The organism is Jiella pacifica (genome assembly GCF_010500815.1).
Classification (GTDB): Bacteria; Pseudomonadota; Alphaproteobacteria; order Rhizobiales; family Rhizobiaceae; genus Jiella; species Jiella pacifica.
This window is the reverse complement of the sequence record NZ_JAAAMG010000008.1, coordinates 52086-75008: the sequence shown is the minus strand read 5'-3', so window position 1 is coordinate 75008 and position 22923 is coordinate 52086. Positions and strand designations below refer to the sequence as shown.

Here is a 22923-nt window from a genome sequence, read left to right as displayed (position 1 = left end):
CGAATGACCGACATAGCCGAGATGGCAAAACCGCGTCTTCTCTTCCTGACCGGGCATCTCGCCCGCCCGCGCCTCGAGCGGATCCTCTCCGGCCTCGGGGTGACGGACTTCGAATGGGCGATCGCCGACATCGGCGTGAAGGTCGCCGCGCTCGCCACCGGCGACATCATCGAACGGCGGCTGCAGCGACCGGTGGAGGCGGATCGTGTCGTCCTGCCCGGCCGCTGCCGCGCCGATCTCGAACGGCTGGAGGGCAGCTTCGGCGTTCCCTTCGTTCGCGGGCCGGACGAGCTGGCCGACCTGCCGGCCTTTCTCGGCCGCAAGGGCGGGCCGCCGGATCTCTCCCGCCACGCCATGCGGATCTTCGCCGAGATCGTCGATGCGACGGCCCATCCCGTCGACGCGATCCTTGAGCGAGCGGCGAAGATGCGGGGGGAGGGCGCCGACGTCATCGATCTCGGCTGCCTGCCGGATACGCCGTTTCCGCATCTGGAGGAGACGATCCGCGCGCTGAAGGCGGCCGGACACCGGGTGAGCGTCGACTCCGCCAATCCGGACGAGCTGTCGAGGGCGACGCGGGCCGGCGCGGACTATCTCCTCAGCCTCACCGAAGAGACGCTCGACATCGCCAGTGAGGGGGACGCGGTGCCGATCCTCGTCCCGGCCGTGCCGCACGATCTCGACTCTCTCGACCGGGCGATCGAAACGGCCAAGTCGATGGGGATCGACTTCATCGCCGACGCGATCCTCGATCCGATCCATTTCGGCTTTTCGGCCTCGCTCGTTCGCTACCACGAGCTGCGCCGGCGGCATCCGGACATTTCCATCCTGATGGGCACCGGTAATCTCACCGAGCTGACCGATGCCGACACCTCGGGCATCACAGCGACGCTGCTCGGCATCTGTTCGGAGCTTGCCATCGACAACCTCCTGATCGTCCATGTCAGCCCGCATACCCGCGCGACGATCGCCGAGCATGACGCGGCGCGGCGCATGCTCTTCGCCGCCAAAGAGGACAATGCCCTGCCGCGCGGCTATTCCAACGCGCTGCTGCAGGTGCACGACGTCAAACCCTTCGCCGCAACGCCTGAGGAACTCCGCGACCTGGCGGCGACGATCAAGGATCGGAATTACCGCATCGAGACCGCCGAGGACGGCATCCATCTCTACAATCGCGACACGCACGAAGTCGCGACCGACGCCTTCGAGCTCTTCCCCCATATCGAGGTGGACGGCGATACCGGCCACGCCTTCTATCTCGGCGCGGAACTCCAAAAGGCGGAGATCGCCTTCAGACTCGGCAAGCGCTATGCCCAGGATGCGCCGCTCGACTTCGGTGTCGGCGCGCCCCGGGACGAGGAGGACCGCACCCGGCTCGAAGAGGCGGGCCATACGCTGAAGGCGAAGAAGAAGACGTCACAGACGACCGGCGCCGCGTCAGCGGCCGACGAGACCGGCGAGGGGAGTTGAGGCCGTGGCCTATATTCGCGAGACCATCCTGACCACCATCTCCGAGGCCGGCGAGGTCCACATCGCGCCGCTCGGGATCATAATGGAGGGCGACGGCTGGGTGATCGCGCCGTTCCGGCCGTCGACGACGCTCGCCAACATCGAGGCGAGCGGCATCGCCGTCGTCAACTACACCGACGAGGCGAAGATCTTCGCTGGCTGCCTCACCGGCCGCAAGGACTGGCCGCTGACACCGATCGAGGGCTGCCCGGTGCCGCGGCTGGAGGCGGCGCTGTCGCACGACGTCCTGAAGGTCGAGCGCGTCAGCGAGGACGAGACCCGGCCGCGACACTTCTGCAAGGTGATCGGCTCGGGGCAGCATCGGCCCTTCACCGGCATGAACCGCGCCAAGGCGGCGGTGCTGGAGGCGGCGATCCTGGTCAGCCGGCTGAAGATGCTGCGGGCCGAGAAGATCGAGACCGAGATCGCCTATCTGAAGATCGCCATCGACAAGACTGCGGGGCCGGATGAGGAGACGGCGTTCTATTGGCTGCTGGAGAAGGTGATCGAGCACCTGGCGGAGGTGGAGGGAAGCGCCTGAACGGCGGCTTGCCTCATGCCATCAGGCTGCGACGACAGCGACGGACGCCCGTTTGCCGAGGGCACGCAGCGCCAGTTCCAGCGTCCGGATCTTGGTCGGATGATCCGGATCGAGGATCCGGCGAGCTTCGCTTTCGACCATGCCGAGCCGTTCTGCGAGTTCCGTCTTGCGCAGGCCAGAAGCTCTGAAACTTTCGATTACCGCGAGCTTGAGGGCGTCGGCTGCCGCGACTTCGACCGGCATCAGATCGGCTGCGCTGGCGTTTGCCGGCGGCAGGTCATGACCGCTTCCGAGGTAGTGCCGCAATGCAAAGCCGAGAGCTTCCGAGGCATTCGCCAGTGCCTCCTCACGGCTCGCGCCCTCGGTGATCGCCTCCGGAATGTCCGGGAAGGTGACGAGCAGGCCGCCCTCGCCATTGTCTTCCAAGAGGGCGTTGTAGATGTAGTTCATGGATCCACTCCTTGGGAACCGGCCACTGGCACCGTGCTAGACGCCCAACTGCTTTCTGATGGCGCGGACATAGACTTTCGACAGTTCTCCAGATTTGATGATCGTGGCACGATCACCGAGAACGACCTTGTAATGTGAGCCTTTCCCTTCGTTCTTGATCACGGTGAAGGTGACGCCCATGTCCTTGGCGGACTGCCGGAGCTCTCTGATCAAGGCTTCGCGCTTCAATGCAGGTCTCCTGCCAGCTCGGATATAGATCGCGCATTTATGTGCGCTTCTCAACCCGAGCGATTTTCATTCAGGCGCTACGCCCCCCGCCTCCGGCCGCTGAACACTTCGTCACCGCACGAAACCATCCCGCCCGCCGCCCGTTGACGAACGGATTTCGAACCGTTCCAAACTGGGCGTGGCCATGCCTCACGCCCGACGGACGCCAACGAAGGGCAACCCAACGCGATGAAGTTGAAGATCAACGGAACCGAGCACGAGCTCGACGTCGACACGCGGACCTCGCTGCTCGACGCCTGCCGTGACCATCTCGGCCTCACCGGCTCCAAGAAGGGCTGCGACCACGGCCAGTGCGGCGCCTGCACCATGCTGGTCAATGGCCGCCGCATCAATTCCTGCCTCACCCTCGCTGTCATGCACGAGGGCGACGAGATCACCACCATCGAGGGCCTGGGTGATCCGGGCAACCTCCATCCGATGCAGGAGGCCTTCCTCCATCACGACGGCTTCCAGTGCGGCTACTGCACGCCGGGCCAGATCGTCTCCGCCGTCGGCATGCTGGGCGAGGTTTCCGACGGCTGGCCGAGCCACGCCACCGCAGACGTCAAGGACGGCGCGTCGCTGTCGCAGGGCGAGATCCGCGAGCGGATGAGCGGCAATCTCTGCCGCTGCTCGGCCTATCCTAACATCGTCGACGCCATCGAGACCGCCAGCGCCAAGATGAAGGAGACCGCATGAGACCGTTCGAATATTCCCGGGCCGGTAACGTCTCTGAAGCCGGCGCGCTTGCCGGCCGCTTCATCGCCGGCGGCACCAACCTCCTCGACCTGATGAAGCTCGAGGTCGAGACGCCTGAAAAGCTCGTCGACATCACCCGGCTGCCGTTGCGCGAGATCGAGGAAACTGTCGATGGCGGCCTTCGCATCGGGGCGCTTGTGACGAATTCGGATCTCGCCGCCGAGCCGCGCATCCGCCGTGACTACGAAGTCCTGTCAAGGGCGCTGCTCGCCGGCGCATCAGGCCAGCTCCGCAACAAGGCGACCACCGGCGGCAACCTCCTGCAGCGCACCCGCTGCAGCTACTTCTACGAGACCTCCCAGCCCTGCAACAAGCGCGAGCCGGGCTCCGGCTGCGGGGCCATTGGTGGCTTCAATCGCATCCACGCGATCCTCGGGACGTCGGAGAAGTGCATCGCCACTCACCCCTCCGACATGGCGGTCGCCATGCGGCTGCTGGACGCCGTCGTGGAAACGCTGAAGGCAGACGGCTCGAGCCGTGAGATCCCCGTCGGCGAGTTCTACCGGCTGCCCGGCGAGACGCCGCAGATTGAGTCGGTGCTCGACCAGGGCGAACTGATCACCGCCGTGCGCCTGCCGAAGCCGCTTCAGGGCGAGCATCGCTATCGCAAGGTGCGTGACCGCGCGTCCTACGCCTTCGCCCTCGTTTCCGTCGCTGCGGTCGTCCGCATGGATGGCGGCAGGATCGCAGAGGCGCGGCTGGCCTTCGGCGGTCTCGCCCACATGCCGTGGCGCGACGCAGCCGTGGAAGCGGCCCTGATCGGGCAGGCGCCGTCGATGGCGCTGTTCGACAAGGCCGCCGACATCCTCCTCGCCGAAGCCAAAGGCCAGGGCGAGAACGACTTCAAGATCCCGCTCGCCCGGCGCACGCTGAAAGCGGTGCTGGCCGACGCGACCAAGGGAGCCTGATGATGAACGAACACGTGATGAACCAGCCGATCGGCGAAACGCGCCTCGATCGGAACACCCAAGGCGTGATCGGCAAGGGCGTCGATCGCTACGAGGGCAAGCTCAAGGTCTCCGGCAAGGCGCCTTATGCCTATGAGCACCTGATCGGCGAGAAGGTCGCCTACGGCTTCGTCGTGCCGGGGCCTGTCGGCCGCGCCAAAGTTCGCTCGATCGACACGTCGCGGGCGATGGCCGAGCCCGGCGTCCTCGCCGTCGTCACCGGCGACGGGCTGCCGCGCTCCTCCGCCCAGCCGATGTCTCCGGCCGGCCAGACGATGGACGGCGAGATCTTCCACTACAACCAGCCGGTCGCGCTGGTGGTGGCGGAAAGCTTCGAAATCGCGCGCCATGCCTCGCATCTTGTGAAAGTCGACTACGAGGAGATCGAGGGCCGCTACGAGATCGAAAGCCGGCGCGGCACCGGTCGCGCCACCGACGCCGGCCCGATGGCCGCCGACACCAAGCGCGGCGACTTCGAAAAGGCCTTCGCCGCGGCCGAGGTGCAGTTCGACCAGACCTACCGCACCCCGTCCTACCACTCGGCGGCGATGGAGCCGCACACCTCCGTCGCCAAATGGGACGGCGACCAGCTGACCGTCTGGTCTTCCTGCCAGCTTCTGGAGACCAACGTCCAGCAGATCGCCAGCGGCGTCGGCGTCGACGTTTCCAAGGTGCGGCTGCTCAGCCCCTATATCGGCGGCGGCTTCGGCTCCAAGCTCGGAATCGGCCCGGACGCGGTTCTGGCAGCCCTTGGTGCCCGCGAGGCAGGCCGCCCGGTGAAGCTGGCGCTCACCCGGCAGAACGTCTTCCAGACGACGTCGCGGCGCGGCGAGACGATCCAGCGGGTGCGCATCGGCGCAACCAAGGACGGCAAGATCACCTGCTTCGCCCATGAGACGGAGACGCCGAATTCGGAAGGCGAGGGCTTCTTCGAACCCTCCGGCATCTCCAGCGTCTTCCTCTATGCCGGCGCCGACCGGCTGGTGACGCACCGGGTGATCACCTCCGACGTTCTGATGTGCTCGGCCGTCCGCGCGCCGGGCGAGGCGACGGGCATGCTGGCGACGGAAAGCGCGCTCGACGAGCTGGCGGTACGCTTCGGAATCGATCCCGTCGAGTTCCGCCGGATGAACGAGCCGGACAAGGACCCGCAACAGGACGTGCCGTTCTCCTCCCGCAAGCTCCTCGAATGCATTGAAACGGGGGCGAAGCGCTTCGGTTGGGCGGACCGTCCGAAGACGCCGGGTTCCCGCCGCGAGGGCGAGTGGCTGATCGGCTACGGCATGGCGTCGGCCAGCCGCGCCAATTCGCTGATGCAGTCCTCGGCCGAAATCGAGATGACGCCGGACGGCCGCGCCACCGTCAAGACGGCGATGACCGACATCGGCACGGGCACCTACACGATCCTCCAGCAGATCGCCGCGGAGATGCTGGGCATGCCGCTGGATCAGGTGGACGTTCTGCTCGGCGACACCTCGTTGCCTTCTTCTTCCGGCTCGGGCGGTTCCTGGGGCGCCAACTCGGCCGGTTCGTCGGTCTATGTGGCGGCCGAGGCGGTCATCGAGGAATTCGCCAAGCGTCTCGGCGTCGAGGCGGATGCCCTGACCCTGAAGGACGGCCATGCCATCTCCGGCAACCGGCAGATCCCGTTCTCGGAGATCCTGAACGGCGATACGATCAGAGTCGTTGGGACGATCAAGCCTGGAGACACGTCCGACAAGACCAACCAGGCGAGCTACGGCGCCCATTATGCCGAGGTCGCGGTCAACGCCACGACCGGCGAGACGCGGGTTCGGCGCCTGCTCACCGTCGGCGCGGCGGGCCGCATCCTCAACGAGAAGACCGCCACGTCCCAGTGCTATGGCGGCCAGATCTGGGGCATTGGATACGCACTCGAGGAGGACCTCGTCGTCGACGCGCGCAACGGCCTGATCGTCAATCACGATCTCGCCGAGTATCACGTGCCGGTGCATGCGGACGTGCCGAAGCTCGACGTCGTGCTGCTTGAGGAGCGGGACCGGCATGCCAGCCCGCTAGCCGGCAAGGGGATCGGCGAACTCGCCATCGCCGGCGTCGGCGCGGCGATCAACAATGCCATCTACAACGCCACCGGCGCCCGCATCCGCGAATATCCGGTGACGATGGACAAGCTCCTGCCGCATCTGCCGGAGGACGTCGGCGCGGCGGCCTGAGCTGAGCCGACAGGCACAGAATCGAAAGGGCCGGCGTCCGCACGCCGGCCCTTTCTTTGGTTGGTCTGTCGCCGCCGGGGCCGCCGCTTCTCAAGGAAAGCGAGCGCGTCCGTTACTGGACGGCGTATTCGCCCGGGCTCGGCCAGACACACTGGGCCGAAAGATCCGCATAGAACAAATCGGCGAGGCGTTTCCTCTCGGCCTCGACCAGCGGGCCGTCGATCGCGACTTCCCGGCAGCGGCCATGCTGGCCGGCGGGGACGAGGTCGGGATTGGCGAGGACGTCGTCGAGGTCGTGGTCGAACCAGGCCCGCGAGCCCATGTCGAAGAAACTCTCGGCCGGCAGGCCGTCGGCGAGCAGCACGTCGTGCTGGTCGAGTTCGATGTGCCAGTAGGTGACGGACTGCATCGACGTGCGCGCGATGGTCGTGCCGTTGATCAGGTTCATGATCGGCACGAGAGCCTCGACGCCGCCTTGGCGCACAAGGACGGGATGGCCGGGGGAGAGGAGCACGTCGCGCTCGGGCACGCCGGCGCCGAAGGCGTTCGTGCGAATGCGCACGGGGGCCATGTGCGACGTGTCGCCCGCGCAATTGACGGTTCGCTGACCGATCCAGCGGATTTCACGCTCGGCGCCTGTGGCAGTAACGGCCCGTTCTCCGACTGAGAGGCGTTCCACAGCGACAGGACCGCGAGTAGTCAGGATTTGCGATACGCCCGTGAAGCAAATGACATAGTTCTCATCCGTATCCGCGGCGATTATATCGGCATAAGAATACACGTTTTCTGAGAAAAGATAAAAAATAGAATTGTATTCTCCAATAAATCCATTGCTTGAAGCTGCATGGTATGTTAGAATTACTGATGGAAAACTTGCGGATGAAAGATTTATCGTGTCGCCCGCTATGTCTCCCAGGATGGTCAAATCGTCCTGATTATTGTCGTAAAAATCGGAAACGGTCCAGGGGTTGTTTTGATCGCTGTCGTGATCGGCGATGTAAGTCCCATTTCCGTTCGCGATGAGCCTAACTATATAGAGATTTGAACTTGCGGACATATTCGCTTCCATTCACGCTGCGGCGCCCATCGCCGCGACAGGTTCGTCCGTCGTCTTGAGCGGTGACGGATTTTCTGTCCGCCCTTCGTCTTTGCAAGGTCTTGGCCAATGATCTGACGGACAGACGTTCCGCATTCGCCGAGATAACTCGCTCCCCACACCTCGCCGACGGCAGCAGGACCTCCACCAAGGGGATTTGGAACGAAATCAACCTTAACGTCTCTGAAACGGTATCTTCTGGCAACTTGATTCGATTGCGCGAAGCTCGTTTTCCCCGGATGTGGCATAAAGGCACCGATCCGGGGCATCATTCTCTCGAAACTGAGTCTTCGACTGAGGACGTCGCCGCTCACGCGTCGGCGTATTGACCCGTCGTCGGCCAGGCACACTGCCCCGCAAGTTCGGCATAGAAGAGGTCCGCGATGCGCTTGCGCTCGGCGTCGACCAGCGGGCCGTCGATCATGACCGCCCGGCAGCGGCCGTGCTGGCCGGTGGGAACGAGGTCGGGATTGGCGAGGACGTCGTCGAGATCGTTGTCGAACCAGGCCCGTGAGCCCATGTCGAAGAAGCTCTCGGCCGGCAGGCCGTCGGCGAGCAGGACGTCGTGCTGGTCGAGTTCGATATGCCAGTAGGTGACGGACTGCATCTGCGTCCGCTCGATGGTCGTGCCGTTGATCAGGTTCATGATCGGCACGAGAACTTCGCGACCATCCTGCTTCACCAGCACCGGATGGCCGGGCGACAGCAGCACGTCGCGCCTGGGGACACCGGCGCCGAAGGCGTTGGCCCGGATCCTGACCGGTGCCATATGGGCGTTGTCGCCCGAGCAGTCGAGCGACCGCTTGCCGATCCAGATGATCTTGCGGGTCGTTCCCGAGGCCGTCACCGCTTCGTCACCGACGCAAAGGCGCTCGATTGCGACGAGGCCGCGGGCAGTCTCGATGTGGGCTCCCGTGGTGAAGCACTGGATCGTGAAATCGGCGTCTGGGTCCACCGTAATCAGGTCAGTCGAATAGCTCTGATTATATGATAGAAGCATGTAGTTTCCGCCCCACTTGAAGGCTATGCTATTGCTATTCGATCCCAGGTAAGTCGAGGCAAGGGTGCTTGAAGGATTTCCTACGTTCACTGCCGTGAACGTGTCAGGGTCTACATCGCCCAGGATGAAGAGGTTGTCTCCCGGGTCATCGCTCGTTTCTTGAGCATACCATTGCGCTCCAAAGCCTGATATTTGGTATTGTCCCTCGCTTATTCGAGTCATCGAATAAAGCTTCATGCTTCCAGTCTGGGCCATGCCGCGAAATCTTTCCTACATGTATCTACCCGGCGCGATACGGCCGAGTGTACGCGTTGAGCTTCAGGAGCCCGTCCCCAAAGTCCCTTCGGCCGGTAAGCGGCGTTCGTTGCCTCACAAGCCGCTCCGCGCCAAGGTGAAGGACCTTGGCCGAGTACGGCTTCTTGCAAGGAGACGAAAATCTCGCGACCACCCGCTGTCGAGTACTTTTTCGAGCGACTCAAAACCGGATCGCCTTCTTGGACGAAAACGCTCATACTGCCGAGAATGACAAGTCGCAATAACTACGTCCGGCAGAAAGTCAGTTTTAAATCTGATGTTGCAGTCGTGCAGACGGTCTCGTCAGCTGCGGGGTCGGAACCATCCGGTCTTCGTTGGACGAGAGACTTGCAGCGCGATGCCGCGCCGTCTTCCGTTGCCGCGAAGACTGCTGGCGGAGCGGCGGGACCTTCGACAGGGGGCGCGCTCAGCACGATCGGGTCGACGTCCCGCAAGAGTGTCAGCCACGCGGCCACGCCTTGACTGAGTTGGGACGGCTTGCGCGGAGGCATAGTGCCCCGGCCCGTCTGCCTCGGCCGCGGTAAGCACTTCACCTCGCTTCTTGGCTGCGATGCGACGATGGCGAGTTGGCCGACAGCAAGCGCAGGCAACTCTGCTGAATGCAATGGGAGTATAAAGGAGCCGATTGTGACGGAATGCGTTGAGCAGGCCAGACGTATAACGTCGTCGATGCGCCGAGGAGCAGTCGAAACCGCGTTTCGCCGCTTCCGTCACCCGCGCCCCGCCAGCACCGCCGTCGCCGCCGCGGGCGCTGCGCGGCAAACCGCGTCGCGCAGCTCCGCCGAGCAGTCGAAGAGCTGCGGGAAGTCGACGATGCCGCGGTCGAGACTGGCGGCGAGGCGCCGCAGCGCCGGACGACCCGTGCCGGCGCCGACGCGCCGGCTCTCGTCATTCCATGGGCTCTCGGCCGAGCCGCTTTTCGAAGTGGAAACGGCGGATGCCGCCGCCGATCGTCTTGTTGCTGGCGGTTTCGGCGATCTCCTCGCGGACGAGGTCGAAGCCGGCCGACGAATAGAGCCCCAGCGCCGCCTGCTGCAGTTCGGATGTGCTGAGGACGAGCTTTTCGTACCCCCTCGAAGCAGACTGGCGTTCAGCATCGAGGAGCATTTGCCTTGCGAGGCCCCGTCTTTGAAAATCGGGTGCGACATACATGCGGCGCAGCTCGATGCGGGCTGCATCCTGTGGCTCCAGCCCGTACATGCCGCGCAATGTGCCGCCCGCGACTGCCAGCCGGAACAACCCGCCGGCCCTCGCATAGTAGTCCTCGATCCGGCCGATTTCTTCCTCGAGTGATCTCGCGATGTAGGCTTCGAACGTCTGGCGGCGATCGGCCGGAGCCAGCATGCGATTGATCGCCACGAACAGGGCGCGGACGTCTCCGGCATATTGGGCGGAGAAGGGAACGATCGCGGCGGCCTCGCCGACACTCGCAGGGCTGTTCATTTCGCGCGCCCCGCCAGCACAGCGACCGCCGCCGCGGGCGCCGCCCGGCAGACCGCGTCGCGCAGTTCGGCCGGGCAGTCGAAGAGGTCGGGGAAGTCGACGATGCCGCGGTCCAGCCTCGCAGCCAGACGCCTCAGGACCGGGCGCCCCGTACCGGCGACGACGACGGGGGCGTCTTCCGAAATGTCTTCCCGCGACAGGACGAGCAGCACCGCGTCGTGGACCTTGCGCAGCTGTTCTTCGGCAAAGCCGTGGGCGAGCCATTCCCAGGCGCCGTCCATGCCGTCCTCGGCATCGAGGCCGATCATTCTGGCGATGCGGCGGCGTGAGGCCTCGACGGTCTTCTCGTTGCCGTCGGCGGCGGGATAGAGATCGTCGGCCTCGTCGAGGATGCCGACGATCCGCTGGACGTCCGCCATGGTGGCGAAGAACTCGTTCATCACCGGCACGATCCGCCCGGCGAAGGCGGCACGGCTCGCCACCGCCATCAGGGGCGTGCGGGTGTAGCCCTGATAGACGAGTTCACCGCAGGCGAGGCGCGCATTGTCGGTGAAGCCGGCGGATTTCACCGCGCCACCCGTGACGGGAACGACGTCGGTGGTCGTCGAGCCCATGTCGATGAACACCGCCTCTTCGATACTGGCCGCCGCGAGAGCCGCGCTGGCGTGCCAGTTGGCCGAGGCGATCTCGTCGGCGTGGGAGCGGGCATCGCCCGGCGACAGGAAGCCGGCCGCCCCGCCATAGAGCGAGACGTCGCCCGACAGCTTCTCGGCGAAGAGCCGAGCCAGTTTCTCCACCCCCTCGCGGCGGGAGGCAAAGACGTCGGAGAGTTCGCCGCTCATGGTGATGGCGTGGCGCTCGACGGCTTCGAGATCGCAATCTTCGAGGATCGCCGCGAGGCCGGTCTGGAGATGTTCCAGGCCCTGCCAGATCGGCGTTCGCTCCTGCCAGACCTTGAGGATGCGGTCGTTCTCGGCAAGGGCCGCCTTCAGATGGGCGCCGCCGACATCCCAGCCCAGTGTTCTCGTCATGACATCAACGTCTCGCATTCATCCTGCTGCGCCGGGCCTGTCCGGCTGCGGCAAGAAACCCTTCGGTGGCCGGATCCGCCCGTCCGGGCGATCGTCGAGGCCACCCTTGGTCCTCTGCCCGGCCATGCGTATAAGACCATCGAACCTGTTGCTGTCTCAAGGTCGAAGATGCAAGTCATCCCGGTACTCGACGTCAAGAACTCGCTCGTCGTGCGCGGCGTGATGGGCGATCGGGCCAACTACCGGCCGATCGAGACGCCGCTGTCGTCGGGTGCCGGGCCCCTCGACGTCGCCCGGGGGCTTTTGGCCCTGCACCCGTTCGAGGCGCTCTACATCGCCGATCTCGACGCGATCGAAGGTCTGGCGGTCGAAGGCGTGGTGGCCGAGAGCGAGAAGCATCGCCGGCGGGGCGAGCCCGACGCGGATCTGATGGCCGCCCTCGTTGCGGCCCATCCCGGCGTCACACTCTGGCTCGACGCCGGCGTCGGGAGTTTCGACGAAGCCATGGCGATCGAGGCGCTGCCGGGCGTGCTGTGCGTCGTCGGCAGCGAATCGGTGGAGGATGCCGAGACCGTTCGCCGGCTCTCGCAGGAAACCGATCTTGCGCTGTCCCTCGACTTTCGCGGCGACGTCTTCCTTGGGCCGCCCGAACTCTTAGACGACGAAAGCCTGTGGCCCGAGACGCTGATCGTCATGACCCTGGCCAAGGTCGGCAGCGGCGCCGGACCGGACTTCGCACGGCTTGCCGAGATCGTTGCGCGGGCAGGGGGGCGACGGGTCTTCGCCGCCGGTGGCGTGCGCGGCCCGCAGGATCTTGCGGTGCTGAAGGAGATGGGCGTCGCCGGCGCCCTGATCGCCACGGCGCTGCACGACGGCCGCATCTCGGCTGCCGATCTCGCCCGTCTCGCCGGCTGAGGCGCTCTCCCCAGCGACCGTTGCCGGCGCGCTTCAGGCGTGATCGCCGAGCGCGTTTTGGGGTGTTTCCGATCATTGCGATGTGATATCGCAAGCACCGCGCCGGCGTAGCACAGCGGTAGTGCAGCGGTTTTGTAAACCGAAGGTCGGGAGTTCGATCCTCTCCGCCGGCACCATTCGGACCAGTCGTTCAGAAACGCTTCCGCCCGATTTCATGTCGCCTGCATGCTGCTGCGATTTCCCTTGGTTCGCAGAAGGCCGAGTAAGCTCGGCAGCTCCACGACATGGGATGCGACATGGCTACCCGGTCAGACGTCGCGGGCCTGCTTCGACTGTGATGGTCCTGCCGGACACGACGAGACGCTCGGTGATGAAGCTCGCCGTTCCTGGCCTCGATCATCGTCTCGACTTCCTCGCGCATTTCGATCGGGGTCTTCGGGGCGGCGGCGAGTTCTGAGAACGCCTTGGCGTTCAACCTGCTCACAGTGGGTATTTTGCCTCCGTAGACCTTTGCCATGATGGTCAATAGCGGTCGTCGAGATCATCGTCTGCCAAGCGCAGGAAGCGGAACCTTCTCGTCGCAACCTTCTCCGTATGCATCCTTCATGCTAGCGGAGAATTGGAGATTCCCGATTGCGATCGGTAACTGGTGGTGTTGACGATGAGCGCGACTGCGGCGGAAGTGCACGTCCGGAATCCGGCGCGCGCGAGCTCGTTCGATCGGGGCCTGTCGCTGGCGGCTCTGGCGCTGCTGTGCGTCGTTCTCGTGGCGATTGGTCGCGGACACGCCCGTTGGGCGGAGGCGCCTGTGCTCGTTTGGGCGCATCTGCTGACGATCGTCTTCGCGCTGGCGCTGACGGTCGTCCAGCTCTGGCGACCGAAGGGCGGATCCACCCACCGGGCCATAGGCCGGATATGGGTGACGCTGATGTTCGGAACGGCGCTGATCACCCTCTTCATCGTGGGCGCGGACGACAGCGGCTACAGCATCCTCCATGTTCTTTCGGTCTGGGTCATGATCCAGGTACCGACGATCGCGATAACCGCCCGAAGGAGACAGATCGGGCGCCACCAGAGTGCTGCCCGGGCGATGGTCGTCGGTTCCCTGCTGATCGCCGGTTTTTTCACGTTCCCTTTCCACCGCCTGCTCGGGACGTGGCTCTTCGGTTAGCTGCGGCTCCCGCCGTTCAAGCCAGTTATCCTGCCGTCGATACTCTCGCGCATCGACGGGATCTGCCGGACGCGAAAAGCCGCCGTCGGCACCGGGGAGGGACGGCGCGGGCCGTATGTGGGCGCGCTTTTGCTGGGCCCGATCCTTCGGCCCTCGGGCTGGATGCTTGCGTTCTCCATTGCGGATGGTGCGAGCGTCGCTGATGTCGTGATGACGGATTCCTGCGCGGCTGCCCTATATGCCGGGGACGACCAACGACGAAAGATATTTCATGGCCAAGGAACACAGCTCCGTTTTCCAAGCGCGTGCGGATGACGCCGACGAGGAAATGAAGGCAGCCAGTCTGGTATCGGTGAAGGGCCGGTTCGAAAGCGCGCGCGATGCTTGGCAAGGTCTTGCGGACGGCGCTCGAGACCGCGAGGAAGAGGAATTCAAGATCGCCGAACTGAAGGCGGCACGTTCGGAAGCCGAATAGGTCGATCTGTTCGAGCGGTTCACCCATCCGCCGACGATCGCGGCAGGCTCCGGCTCCCGGCCGCAACTCTGCGGCGCGGTAACGACGAGCATCGCCCATCGGACCTTCGCGTCCATGCTGGCCGCTCCCTCCTTCAATAGGAAGATGGCTGCAGGACAGGAGAGGGTTTCGCTGAGGCCAGGGCGCCACCGCGCTCTTCGCCGGCGTGCTCGATTGCCGGACGCCCGGCTCTATGTGACACCGCGACGGTGCCCGCCGGGCGCCTCATGAGGACGGAGCGCAGCTATGGCTGACCATCACGGAATTCGCGAGCACATGGAAGTCATCGGAGCCGACGGGGTTCACGTCGGGACGGTGGACAAGGTCGAGGACGACCGGATCAAGCTGACGAAGAAGGACGCCGGCGAGGGATCGCACCGCGGGCACCATCACTTCGTCCCGCTTGGGCTTGTGGCGGAAGTCGAAGGCGATCGCGTCCGACTGTCGGCGAATGCGGACGTCGCCGTTTCCTTCGAGGAGGAGGAAGACGGGCGACAGGCCTGACATCGCCGCGCGAGCGGAACTTCGGGGCAGCTTCCTTCGGATCATCGGGCTTCGCCCCAAACCCCGCCGGGGACTTTTGGTCCCAGGAGAGGCGGGTCGTCGGTCTCGATCAGCAGATCGCGATCCCGGCGCTCGGCATCGTCCTGCCGCTCGCGGAGATCTTCGACGGGATCGAATTCGTGCCGGGACCGCTGCTCGGCTAGGCCGGCTCTCCCACCACCACGATGTGCAAACTCCGCGGCCCGTGGGCGCCGAGAAGCAGGGTCTGCTCGATGTCGGCCGAGCGCGACGGGCCGGTGACGAAGTTCACCGAGCGCGGCATGACGCCCTTGCCGTGACGCTCCCTTACCCGCGTCAGCACCGCCTCCATGTCGCCGGCAACGTCCGCGGCGTCGAGAACGACGAGGTGGTATTCCGGCAGGAAGTTGAGGCTCGTCGGATTGTCCGGCCCCGAGGTCAGGACCAGCGTGCCGGTCTCGGCGATGCCGCCCATCGCATGGGAAAGGCTGGCGAGATCGTCGCCCTCGCTCGGACCGGTCGTCACGGTCAAAGCGGTGTCGGAAAAGTCGAGGCTGGCAAGGCGCGGATCGCGCCCCATCCTGATCGCGGCGGGAAGGTTGCGCTCGCGCAGGAAGGCGGCGACTTCTTGCGGAACCTCGGCATAGGCCTTCAACCGCGTCACCGTCGCGTCGGCCCTGGTCGCCATGGCGATGAACAGATCGAGCCGTTCGGCGGGCGGCAAATGCCCGCGTTCGGGAACGATCCCCTTCGGCGCGCCCGAGAGCCGCCCCGACACGGCCGCCCGCCGCGCCGCATCGTTCGCCGGGGTTGCCCCGACGGCGCGGCGAATGCGCCCCATCACCGCGTCGCGCGTCGATCCGCTCATTTCGCATCTCCGTGGCCGCTCTGGGCATAGGCCTGCATGAAAGTGCGGCCCTCCGGCGCCGGCAGATCGCGCCATTTGGTCCAGCCGCCGGCAAGCGGCAGCGAGCGGAAGCGCCCCTTGCGCCCGGCCAGAAGCTTCAGCGCCGGCATGGCGAAGGAGACCGCCGCCCGGTAGAGCTTCGGCCGCCGGGCGAGATAGGCCCAGACGCCGAGCCCGGCGCGGGCCGTCTTTGGCTGCAGATGGCTCTCGAACTCCTTCTCGCGCCAATGCCGCATCATCTTCGGCAGCGGAATGCGCATCGGGCAGACGGCCTCGCAGCGCCCGCAGAAGGTGGAAGCGTTCGGCAGATGCCCGGCCTTGTCGACGCCGATGAGGGACGGGGTGAGCACCGCGCCCATCGGGCCGGGATAGACCCAGCCGTAAGAGTGGCCGCCGACGGCGTGGTAGACCGGGCAGTGGTTCATGCAGGCGCCGCAGCGGATGCAGCGCAGCATCTCCTCGAACTCGGTGCCGAGCATGTTGGAGCGGCCGTTGTCGAGGAGGATGACGTGATATTCCTCCGGCCCGTCCTCGTCCTCGGCCCGCTTCGGGCCAGTCGACAGGGTCGTGTAGACGCTCATCTCCTGGCCGGTGGCCGAACGGGCGAGGACGCGCAGGATCTGCGCGGTGTCCTCCAGCGTCGGCACGAGCTTTTCCAGCGATGCGAGCACGACGTGGCACTTGCCCATCAACTGAGTGAGATCGCCATTGCCCTCGTTGGTGACGATCACCGAGGTGCCCGTCTCGGCGATGAGGAAATTTGCGCCGGTGACGCCGATGTCGGCCTCGCCATATTTCTGGCGCAGGATCTGACGCGCCTCCGACAGCAGCGTTTCCGGTTTCACCAGATCCCGTTCCGGGTCCAGGTGGACGTGGAACCTGCGGAAATCGGCCTCGACCTGGTCGCGGTTGATGTGGACCGCAGGCGCGATGATGTGGCTCGGATGCTCGCCTCTGAGCTGGATGATGTATTCGCCGAGATCGGTCTCGACGGGGAGGATGCCGTTTTCTTCCAGAAAGGCATTCAGCCCGATCTCCTCGGAGATCATCGTCTTGCCCTTGGTGACGGTCTTGGCCTTCCGGCGCTTGGCGATGTCGAGGAAGATCCGCCGCGCATGGTCGGCGTCCTCGGCGAAATGCACCTTGCCGCCCGACGCCTCGACCTTCGCCACATAGGCCTCGATGTAGAGGTCGAGATGCTTCAGCGTGTGGTTCTTGATCTTCACCGCATTGTCGCGCAGCGCGTCGAACTCCGGCAGGGCGTCGGCCGCCTTCTGGCGCTTGCCGATGAAGCCCTTCTCGACGTGGCGCAGCGCCCGCTGCAGGTCGACGTCGGCGAGCGCCTTGACGGTGTTGGCCTTGAAGGTCTGTGAGGTGATCTGCATGAAGGGGAGCCTATTCGGGCAGGTAGTCGCGGTCGCGAAGCTGGTTGGCGGTATAGGGGCAGGTATCGGGAAAAGTCGCGAGAGGAAGGCAGGTTTCGTCGGCCGCCTGCTTTCTGGCGAGACGATAAGCCGAGACTACGATCGCGTCGGATTCCGCCTTGAGGGACGGGTTGTCCTCCTCGTCGGATTCGACTTCGGTCCGCTGCGTCCTGATGGTATCCGCCCACGATCGCGAACGCCGCTCGGGCTGAAACTGCCATTTCAGAAGATGCTGAATGAGCACCCGATAACTCGATTTCAACGCGCGCCGTTCGGATTTTCCCACGCTCTCGATCTCCTCGATGACGTTGGCGAGGTCAACTTCCGCAAACCGGCGCTGGCGCAAAAGCTCGGCTTCGCGCTTAGACCAAGCGTATCCGTCCTTTTCATAGAGATCGTCGGCCGGTTCGATCCTCGGTGCGTTGCTCATCGTCTCACTCCGGCATTGCGTTCTGATCGCGCAAGAAGTCGAGCGAATAGGGACAGGTCATGGGGAAGGTGTTGATCGGCCGGCCGATTTCCTTGGCCGCTGAACCACGGGATTGGGAATAGATGTCGTTGACGATTTCTTCCGCGCCAGCGCGCAGGGTCTGATTGCGCTTTTCCCCTCGGGCGATCTGGCCTCGCGCATTGTGGATCGTTAGATCCCACGACCGCGTTCGCCGCTGCGGTTGAAACTGCCACTTCAGGAGATGAAAGATCAGCAGCGTATAAAAGGACTCCATCGCGTGGATCTGCTCATTGCCCAAGCTCTCAATCTCCTCGGCGAGATGGGGCAGATCGGCATCCGCGAGTTGGCCGCGCCGCAGCAGCTCGGCCTGTTCGAAGGCACAGGCGGTGAAGTCCTCGTCGTAGCGGGCTGTGCCTGCGATCTGCCGGCTGTCCTTGGCAAGGCTCATGACGTCGCCTCCCGTGTCAGCGCAGCGGCGTGGATTTCCGCGTCGCCGCTGGAAAAGCAGCAGAGCACGATCCGCTCGAACTTGCCAGAATCGGCTGCGGCCAAGCACTGCAAGACCGCGATCGTTGCCGCGCGCTCTTTCGGGAAGCCGTAGATGCCGGTCGAGATCGCCGGGAAGGCGATGGAGCGGACGCCGTGTTCTGCAGCCAGCGTGAAGGAGTGGCGGTAGGCGCCGGCCAGCAGATCGTCCTCGCCCTTCGTCCCGTCCTTCCAGCGCGGGCCGACCGCATGGACGATGGAACGGGCCGGCAGGTCGAAGCCCTCGGTGATCCTGGCTTCACCGGTCGGGCAGCCGCCAATGGTGCGGCAAGCCTCCTGAAGCCTGGCCTTGCCGGCGGCGCGGTGGATCGCGCCGTCGACGCCGCCGCCGCCCTTGAGCTGTTGGTTGGCGGCGTTGACGACGGCGTCCACCTCCAGCGTGGTGATGTCGGCTGTTATCACCTCGATCGCCGTATCGCCGCGCCGGATGGTCGTCACAGCTTGCCCCCGATCGGCGGCTTGTCGGTCATGCCAGCCAGTACCTCGGCGACGTGCCGCACCTCGACGCCGATCTCCTCGCGCTTCAGCTTGCCGTCCATGTTCATCAGGCAACCAAGATCGCCGGCGAGCAGCATCTCGGCGCCCGTCGAGGCGACGTGCTTGGCCTTCTTGCCGACGATGGCGTTGGAAACGTCCGGATATTTGATGCAGAAGGTGCCGCCGAAACCGCAGCAGACGTCGGCCTCGGGAAGCTCCTTCAGCGTCAGGCCCTCGACGCTCTTCAATAGCCGCCGCGGCTGCTCGCGGATGCCGAGCTCGCGCAGGCCGGAGCAGGAATCGTGGTAGGTGACCGTCGTGGAAAGGGTGGCATTCACCGCGGTGACGCCCCTAACGTCGGTGAGGAAGCTGACGAGCTCGTAGACCTTTTGGGAAAACCGCTCCGACCGCTCGTGCCATGCCGGGTCCTCGGCGAAGAGCTCCGGATAATGCTTCCGCAGCGTCGAGCCGCAGGAGCCGGACGGCGCGACGACGTAGTCGTAACCCTCGAAGGTCTCGATCACCTGCCGGGCGATCGCCTTGGTGTCCTCGCGGTCGCCGGAATTATAGGCCGGCTGGCCGCAGCAGGTCTGGGATGCGGGGACGACCACCTTGCAGCCGGCGCCCTCCAGAAGCTTGATCGCTGCAAAGCCGACGCTCGGCCGGAACAGGTCGACGAGGCAGGTGACGAACAGCGCCACGGTCGGCGTTGTCTGTGCGGGGGCCGTCGAGGGGGCGCCGTCTGTCATGCCGTTCATGGTCAAGGCACTGAAACTCCACTGTCATCTCCGGCCGGCACCGCGCTCGGTAAGCCTCGGTCGACCTTTGTCGAGATGGTCCGACTCATGTAACGATCCTGAGCCGGATTTGGAACGATCGCAAATTGGCGTTTTCTCCCGAACCGCCATCCTGTAGCAAGGGCGGTCTCTCGGGGAGGGGGCCGCATGACGTCGATCACATTCGCACGACAGTCGCTCGAACGCTTTGAACAGGATCCGCGCCGGGCGCTCGTCCTCGGCGAATTACACGCGCGCCCGTTTCCCCTGATGAAGCTGCCGCGGGCGCTCATCGTCCTCGCCTTCATGAACGCCGACCATGGTGTGCGCGACCATCAGATCCTTTCCGACATGTCGGTACGCCGGGGCGTTCCGCCGCCGGCCAAGGACGCGCGCACCCATGCCTTCGCCTTCGGCAAGGGCAAGCTGCGCTGGGAACGCCACACCGAATTCTGCACCTATTCCTGGGAAGGCCCGGTGCCGGAGCGGTTCGGCGATCCGGTGGCGGGCCATCCCTTCGGCGCCGATTTCGAGGCGCCAGGCCCGCTGATCGGCGGCGTCCATCTCGAAATGCGGCCGAACGACGCGGACGGCCAGGCAGCCCTCGAGATCTTCGACAAGACGAGCTTCTGCTTTTCGGTGATGGAGGCGGGCCTCGCCCATGCCGCGACCGATTTTCGCCAGGACGGCGACGGCCTGACGCGCATCCTCGTTCTCGACGACGGGTTGCCGCCGGCCCGCGCGGGGGCGCTGGCGATGCGTCTCGTCGAGATCGAGATCTACCGGACGCTCGCTTTGCTTGGCCTGCCTCTCGCCCAGTCAGTGGGGCCGGAGGTCCAGGCGCTGGAGGGCCGCCTGATGCAGATCACCGAGGAGATGAAGGCGGGGCCGGGCCACTCGCGCGAACTGTTGCAGGAGATCACGCTGGCCGCCGCCGCAGTCGAGGCGTCGGCCGCTTCGGTGCTTTACCGGTTCGGGGCGAGCCGGGCCTACGACGAGATCGTCCGCGAGCGCCTCGCTGGGGTGGTCGAGCAGCCGCTCGCCGGCCAGGAAAGCTGGAGCGCGTTCCTGAAGCGGCGCATGGCGCCGGCGATGCGCACCTGCCGATCGGTGGAGGAGCGCCAGGCCAATCTTTCGGAAAAGCTCGCCCGATCCGCCAATCTCCTGCGCACCCGGATCGACGTCGAACTCGAACACCAGAACCGCGATCTCCTGTCGTCGATGAATCGCCGGGCGCAGCTGCAGCTGCGGCTGCAGCAGACCGTCGAGGGCCTGTCGGTGGCGGCGATCGGCTATTATGTCGTCGGGCTGTTCGGCTATGTTGCGAAGGGGCTGGAGCACGAAGGCTTTCCGGTCTCCTCGACGGTCCTGACCGCGCTCTTCGTGCCGATCGCGCTTCTCGCCGTTTGGACGGTGGTCGGGCGTATCCGCCGCCGTCACGTCCGTCCGGGAAAGGACGGCGACCATTGAACCTGGCCGATCTTCGCCCCGCGCAGTCGTGAGCCTGCCCGGTCTTGTGGACGAACCTGCCGCGACTGCATAAGCTGAGGCAAAGACTGGGAGATTGCCGATGTCCGTGATGATGCCGAAGCCGTCCGAGGCCATCCTCGCCCGTCGGCGTGCGATCGTCGAGGCGTTGCGCGCGATCGTGCCGGGGGAAGGCGTCGTCGATGCGGCGAACGAGATGGCGGTCTTCGAGAGCGACGGCCTGACCGCCTACCGCCAGCTGCCGCTCGTCGTCGTCCTGCCCTCCACCGTCGATCAGGTCGCCGCCGTGCTGAAATACTGCCATCGGGAGGATATCGCCGTCGTGCCACGCGGCTCGGGCACGTCGCTGTCCGGGGGCGCGCTGCCGCTCGAGGACGGCGTGCTGCTGGTCCTGTCGAAGTTCAACCGGGTGCTGGAGATCGACTACGACAATCGCTGCGCCGTGGTGCAGCCGGGCGTCACCAATCTCGGCATCACCCATGCCGTGGCTGGCCATGGTTTCTACTATGCGCCGGACCCCTCGTCGCAGATCGCCTGTTCGATCGGCGGCAATGTCGCGGAGAATTCGGGCGGCGTGCACTGCCTGAAATATGGCCTGACGGCGAACAACGTCTTGGGCATCGAATTCGTCACCATCGAGGGCGAGGTGATGCGGCTCGGCGGCAAGCATCTCGACGCCGAGGGCTACGACCTGCTCGGCCTGATGACCGGCTCTGAAGGGTTGCTCGGCGTCGTCACCGAGGTGACGGTGCGCATTCTGCAGAAGCCCGAGACCGCCCGGGCGGTGCTCATCGGCTTTCCGACCTCCGAGGAAGCCGGCGAATGCGTCGCCGCGATCATCGCCAAGGGGATCATTCCCGGTGGCATGGAGATGATGGACCGGCCGGCGATCCGCGCGGCGGAGGATTTCGTCCATGCCGGCTATCCGACCGACGTCGAGGCGCTGCTAATCGTCGAGCTCGACGGGCCGGGGGCGGAGGTCGACCATCTTCTCGCGGAAGTCGAGGGCATCGCCAATGCCAACGGCGCGGTCACCTGCCGGGTGTCGCAGTCGGAAGAGGAACGCGCCGCCTTCTGGGCCGGGCGCAAGGCGGCCTTCCCGGCCGTCGGGCGCATTTCGCCGGACTACTACTGCATGGACGGCACGATCCCGCGCAAGGAACTGCCGAAGGTGCTGGCCGGCATGAAGGCGATGTCGGAGAAATACGGCCTGCGGGTCGCCAACGTCTTCCATGCCGGCGATGGCAACCTCCACCCGCTGATCCTCTACGACGCCAACAAGGAGGGCGAACTCCACCGGGCGGAGGAGTTCGGCAATGACATCCTCAGGCTCTGCGTGGCGGTCGGCGGTGTCTTGACCGGCGAGCACGGCGTCGGCGTCGAGAAGCGCGACCTGATGCCGGAAATGTTCGACGAGACCGACCTGAAGCACCAGCAGCGGGTCAAGTGCGCCTTCGACGACAAGCACCTGCTCAATCCCGGCAAGGTGTTCCCGACGCTGCACCGCTGCGCCGAACTCGGCCGCATGCATGTCCACAAGGGACAGGTGGCGTTTCCGGATTTGCCGAGGTTCTGAAGGGAGGAGAATGCAATGAGCGCGATCGAACGACTTCCCTCGCTGCGCGACGAGCCGCCGATGGACGAGGCGCGATTCCTGAAGTTTTTGGAAGCACGTGGCGAGGACGAACGCTGGGAACTGATCGAGGGGGAGCCGATCCAGATGATGCATCCGCCGAGCCTGAAGCATCAGCGTATTGGTTCGAACCTCGAGCGTCTCCTGAACGATGCGCTCGATGTCGTGCGGCCCGATCTCGACGCCATGAGAGAGATCGGTCTTTGCGTCCCGGGTCATCCGGGCTTTCGGCCGCAGGTCGACGTCGCCGTCGTCGATCGTGTTCCGACCGGCGTCTATTTTGCCGAGCGCTTCTATCTTGCCGCGGAAGTTCTTTCCGACTCCAATGCCCCTGATTTCATCAGCACCAAGCGGATGCGCTACGCCGATCACCCCGATTGCCTCCACGTCCTGATTTTGTCCCAGACCGACGTGGCGATCGAGGTTTGGTCTCGCTCGAACGGATGGAAGGGGCTGGTCTACCGCTCGCCGGACGACCGCATCGACCTGCCGGAATTCGGCTTCTCCTGCCTTCTCCGCGACCTCTATGCCCGGACCGATCTCGGATGA

The 22923-nt window shown here is 65.2% G+C and carries 24 protein-coding genes and 1 tRNA gene; 13 read left to right on the top strand and 12 right to left on the bottom strand.

The features are described from left to right. The first annotated feature begins 21 nt into the window (after nucleotides 1–21). A complete protein-coding gene (locus GTK09_RS11560; RefSeq protein ID WP_163463323.1) occupies nucleotides 22–1470 on the top strand; it encodes a DUF6513 domain-containing protein in 1449 nt (482 codons plus the stop codon). A gap of 4 nt (nucleotides 1471–1474) precedes the next feature. After that, complete coding sequence (locus GTK09_RS11555; protein ID WP_163463322.1) at nucleotides 1475–2050, top strand: DUF447 domain-containing protein; 576 nt, start codon at nucleotides 1475–1477, stop codon at nucleotides 2048–2050. 21 nt (nucleotides 2051–2071) lie between these two features. On the opposite strand, the gene GTK09_RS11550 is transcribed toward GTK09_RS11555, so the two are convergent. Next, entirely contained in the window at nucleotides 2072–2500 is a 429-nt protein-coding gene (locus GTK09_RS11550) for a type II toxin-antitoxin system HicB family antitoxin (RefSeq protein WP_163463321.1), read from the bottom strand. Between the two features lie 36 nt (nucleotides 2501–2536). Further along, nucleotides 2537–2728 (bottom strand): hypothetical protein, encoded by a 192-nt coding sequence (locus GTK09_RS11545; RefSeq protein ID WP_163463320.1) that lies wholly within the window; start codon nucleotides 2726–2728, stop codon nucleotides 2537–2539. Nucleotides 2729–2956: 228 nt separating this feature from the next. On the opposite strand from GTK09_RS11545, the gene GTK09_RS11540 reads away from it, so the two are divergent. From GTK09_RS11540 to GTK09_RS11530, 3 genes are read left to right on the top strand one after another with little or no spacing between them, the layout of a single operon-like run. Beyond that, nucleotides 2957–3466 carry a 2Fe-2S iron-sulfur cluster-binding protein gene (locus GTK09_RS11540; RefSeq protein ID WP_163463319.1) on the top strand — a complete coding sequence of 170 codons (510 nt, stop codon included), beginning with the start codon at nucleotides 2957–2959 and terminating at the stop codon, nucleotides 3464–3466. After that, nucleotides 3463–4434 (top strand): FAD binding domain-containing protein, encoded by a 972-nt coding sequence (locus GTK09_RS11535; RefSeq protein WP_163463318.1) that lies wholly within the window; start codon nucleotides 3463–3465, stop codon nucleotides 4432–4434. The genes GTK09_RS11540 and GTK09_RS11535 overlap by 4 nt, the downstream gene beginning before the upstream one ends. Continuing rightward, nucleotides 4434–6665, top strand: a complete 2232-nt coding sequence (locus GTK09_RS11530) for a molybdopterin cofactor-binding domain-containing protein (protein ID WP_163463317.1) — start codon at nucleotides 4434–4436, stop codon at nucleotides 6663–6665. The genes GTK09_RS11535 and GTK09_RS11530 overlap by 1 nt, the downstream gene beginning before the upstream one ends. A 112-nt stretch (nucleotides 6666–6777) precedes the next feature. Here GTK09_RS11530 and GTK09_RS11525 read toward each other — a convergent pair whose 3' ends face one another. The 4 genes from GTK09_RS11525 to GTK09_RS11510 form a co-directional block, all read right to left on the bottom strand. Further along, the gene (locus GTK09_RS11525; protein WP_246217857.1) at nucleotides 6778–7722 is read right to left on the bottom strand and encodes a Hint domain-containing protein; all 945 of its coding nucleotides are present in this window, start codon (nucleotides 7720–7722) and stop codon (nucleotides 6778–6780) included. A gap of 349 nt (nucleotides 7723–8071) precedes the next feature. Then, nucleotides 8072–8761 carry a Hint domain-containing protein gene (locus tag GTK09_RS11520; protein ID WP_246217856.1) on the bottom strand — a complete coding sequence of 230 codons (690 nt, stop codon included), beginning with the start codon at nucleotides 8759–8761 and terminating at the stop codon, nucleotides 8072–8074. A gap of 1203 nt (nucleotides 8762–9964) precedes the next feature. Next, nucleotides 9965–10519 (bottom strand): GNAT family N-acetyltransferase, encoded by a 555-nt coding sequence (locus GTK09_RS11515; protein WP_163463314.1) that lies wholly within the window; start codon nucleotides 10517–10519, stop codon nucleotides 9965–9967. Further along, a complete protein-coding gene (locus GTK09_RS11510) occupies nucleotides 10516–11550 on the bottom strand; it encodes a hydantoinase/oxoprolinase family protein (protein WP_163463313.1) in 1035 nt (344 codons plus the stop codon). Before GTK09_RS11510 ends, GTK09_RS11515 begins: the two co-directional genes overlap by 4 nt. Nucleotides 11551–11718: 168 nt before the next feature. Between GTK09_RS11510 and GTK09_RS11505 the strand changes: the two genes are divergently transcribed. The 5 genes from GTK09_RS11505 (at nucleotide 11719) to GTK09_RS11485 (ending at nucleotide 14654) form a co-directional block, all read left to right on the top strand. Continuing rightward, nucleotides 11719–12465, top strand: a complete 747-nt coding sequence (locus GTK09_RS11505) for a HisA/HisF-related TIM barrel protein (RefSeq protein WP_163463312.1) — start codon at nucleotides 11719–11721, stop codon at nucleotides 12463–12465. A 101-nt stretch (nucleotides 12466–12566) separates the two neighbouring features. Beyond that, nucleotides 12567–12641 (top strand) — tRNA-Thr (locus GTK09_RS11500). Nucleotides 12642–13126: 485 nt separating this feature from the next. Beyond that, complete coding sequence (locus tag GTK09_RS11495; RefSeq protein ID WP_163463311.1) at nucleotides 13127–13636, top strand: DUF2306 domain-containing protein; 510 nt, start codon at nucleotides 13127–13129, stop codon at nucleotides 13634–13636. 271 nt (nucleotides 13637–13907) lie between these two features. Next, nucleotides 13908–14111, top strand: a complete 204-nt coding sequence (locus GTK09_RS11490) for a hypothetical protein (RefSeq protein ID WP_163463310.1) — start codon at nucleotides 13908–13910, stop codon at nucleotides 14109–14111. Between the two features lie 285 nt (nucleotides 14112–14396). Then, nucleotides 14397–14654, top strand: coding sequence for a DUF2171 domain-containing protein (locus GTK09_RS11485; RefSeq protein WP_163463309.1), 258 nt, complete (start codon nucleotides 14397–14399; stop codon nucleotides 14652–14654). Between the two features lie 199 nt (nucleotides 14655–14853). On the opposite strand, the gene GTK09_RS11480 is transcribed toward GTK09_RS11485, so the two are convergent. Genes GTK09_RS11480 through GTK09_RS11455 form a run of 6 tightly spaced genes read right to left on the bottom strand, consistent with a single transcriptional unit; the run spans nucleotide 14854 to nucleotide 19235 of the window. After that, the gene (locus GTK09_RS11480) at nucleotides 14854–15540 is read right to left on the bottom strand and encodes a LutC/YkgG family protein (protein WP_163463308.1); all 687 of its coding nucleotides are present in this window, start codon (nucleotides 15538–15540) and stop codon (nucleotides 14854–14856) included. Then, entirely contained in the window at nucleotides 15537–16964 is a 1428-nt protein-coding gene (locus GTK09_RS11475; protein WP_163463307.1) for a LutB/LldF family L-lactate oxidation iron-sulfur protein, read from the bottom strand. The genes GTK09_RS11480 and GTK09_RS11475 overlap by 4 nt, the downstream gene beginning before the upstream one ends. A 10-nt stretch (nucleotides 16965–16974) precedes the next feature. After that, nucleotides 16975–17433, bottom strand: a complete 459-nt coding sequence (locus GTK09_RS11470) for a DUF29 domain-containing protein (RefSeq protein WP_163463306.1) — start codon at nucleotides 17431–17433, stop codon at nucleotides 16975–16977. Between the two features lie 4 nt (nucleotides 17434–17437). Continuing rightward, nucleotides 17438–17902, bottom strand: a complete 465-nt coding sequence (locus GTK09_RS11465; protein ID WP_163463305.1) for a DUF29 domain-containing protein — start codon at nucleotides 17900–17902, stop codon at nucleotides 17438–17440. Beyond that, nucleotides 17899–18438, bottom strand: coding sequence for an O-acetyl-ADP-ribose deacetylase (locus tag GTK09_RS11460; protein ID WP_312869800.1), 540 nt, complete (start codon nucleotides 18436–18438; stop codon nucleotides 17899–17901). The genes GTK09_RS11465 and GTK09_RS11460 overlap by 4 nt, the downstream gene beginning before the upstream one ends. Continuing rightward, entirely contained in the window at nucleotides 18435–19235 is an 801-nt protein-coding gene (locus tag GTK09_RS11455) for a (Fe-S)-binding protein (protein WP_203560998.1), read from the bottom strand. Before GTK09_RS11455 ends, GTK09_RS11460 begins: the two co-directional genes overlap by 4 nt. 186 nt (nucleotides 19236–19421) lie before the next feature. Here GTK09_RS11455 and GTK09_RS11450 point away from each other — a divergent pair, with 186 nt between their 5' ends. The 3 genes from GTK09_RS11450 (at nucleotide 19422) to GTK09_RS11440 (ending at nucleotide 22923) form a co-directional block, all read left to right on the top strand. Further along, nucleotides 19422–20723, top strand: a complete 1302-nt coding sequence (locus GTK09_RS11450) for a DUF3422 family protein (protein WP_163463304.1) — start codon at nucleotides 19422–19424, stop codon at nucleotides 20721–20723. Nucleotides 20724–20823: 100 nt separating this feature from the next. Beyond that, a complete protein-coding gene (locus tag GTK09_RS11445) occupies nucleotides 20824–22317 on the top strand; it encodes an FAD-linked oxidase C-terminal domain-containing protein (RefSeq protein ID WP_163463303.1) in 1494 nt (497 codons plus the stop codon). Between the two features lie 15 nt (nucleotides 22318–22332). Next, entirely contained in the window at nucleotides 22333–22923 is a 591-nt protein-coding gene (locus GTK09_RS11440; protein ID WP_163463302.1) for a Uma2 family endonuclease, read from the top strand.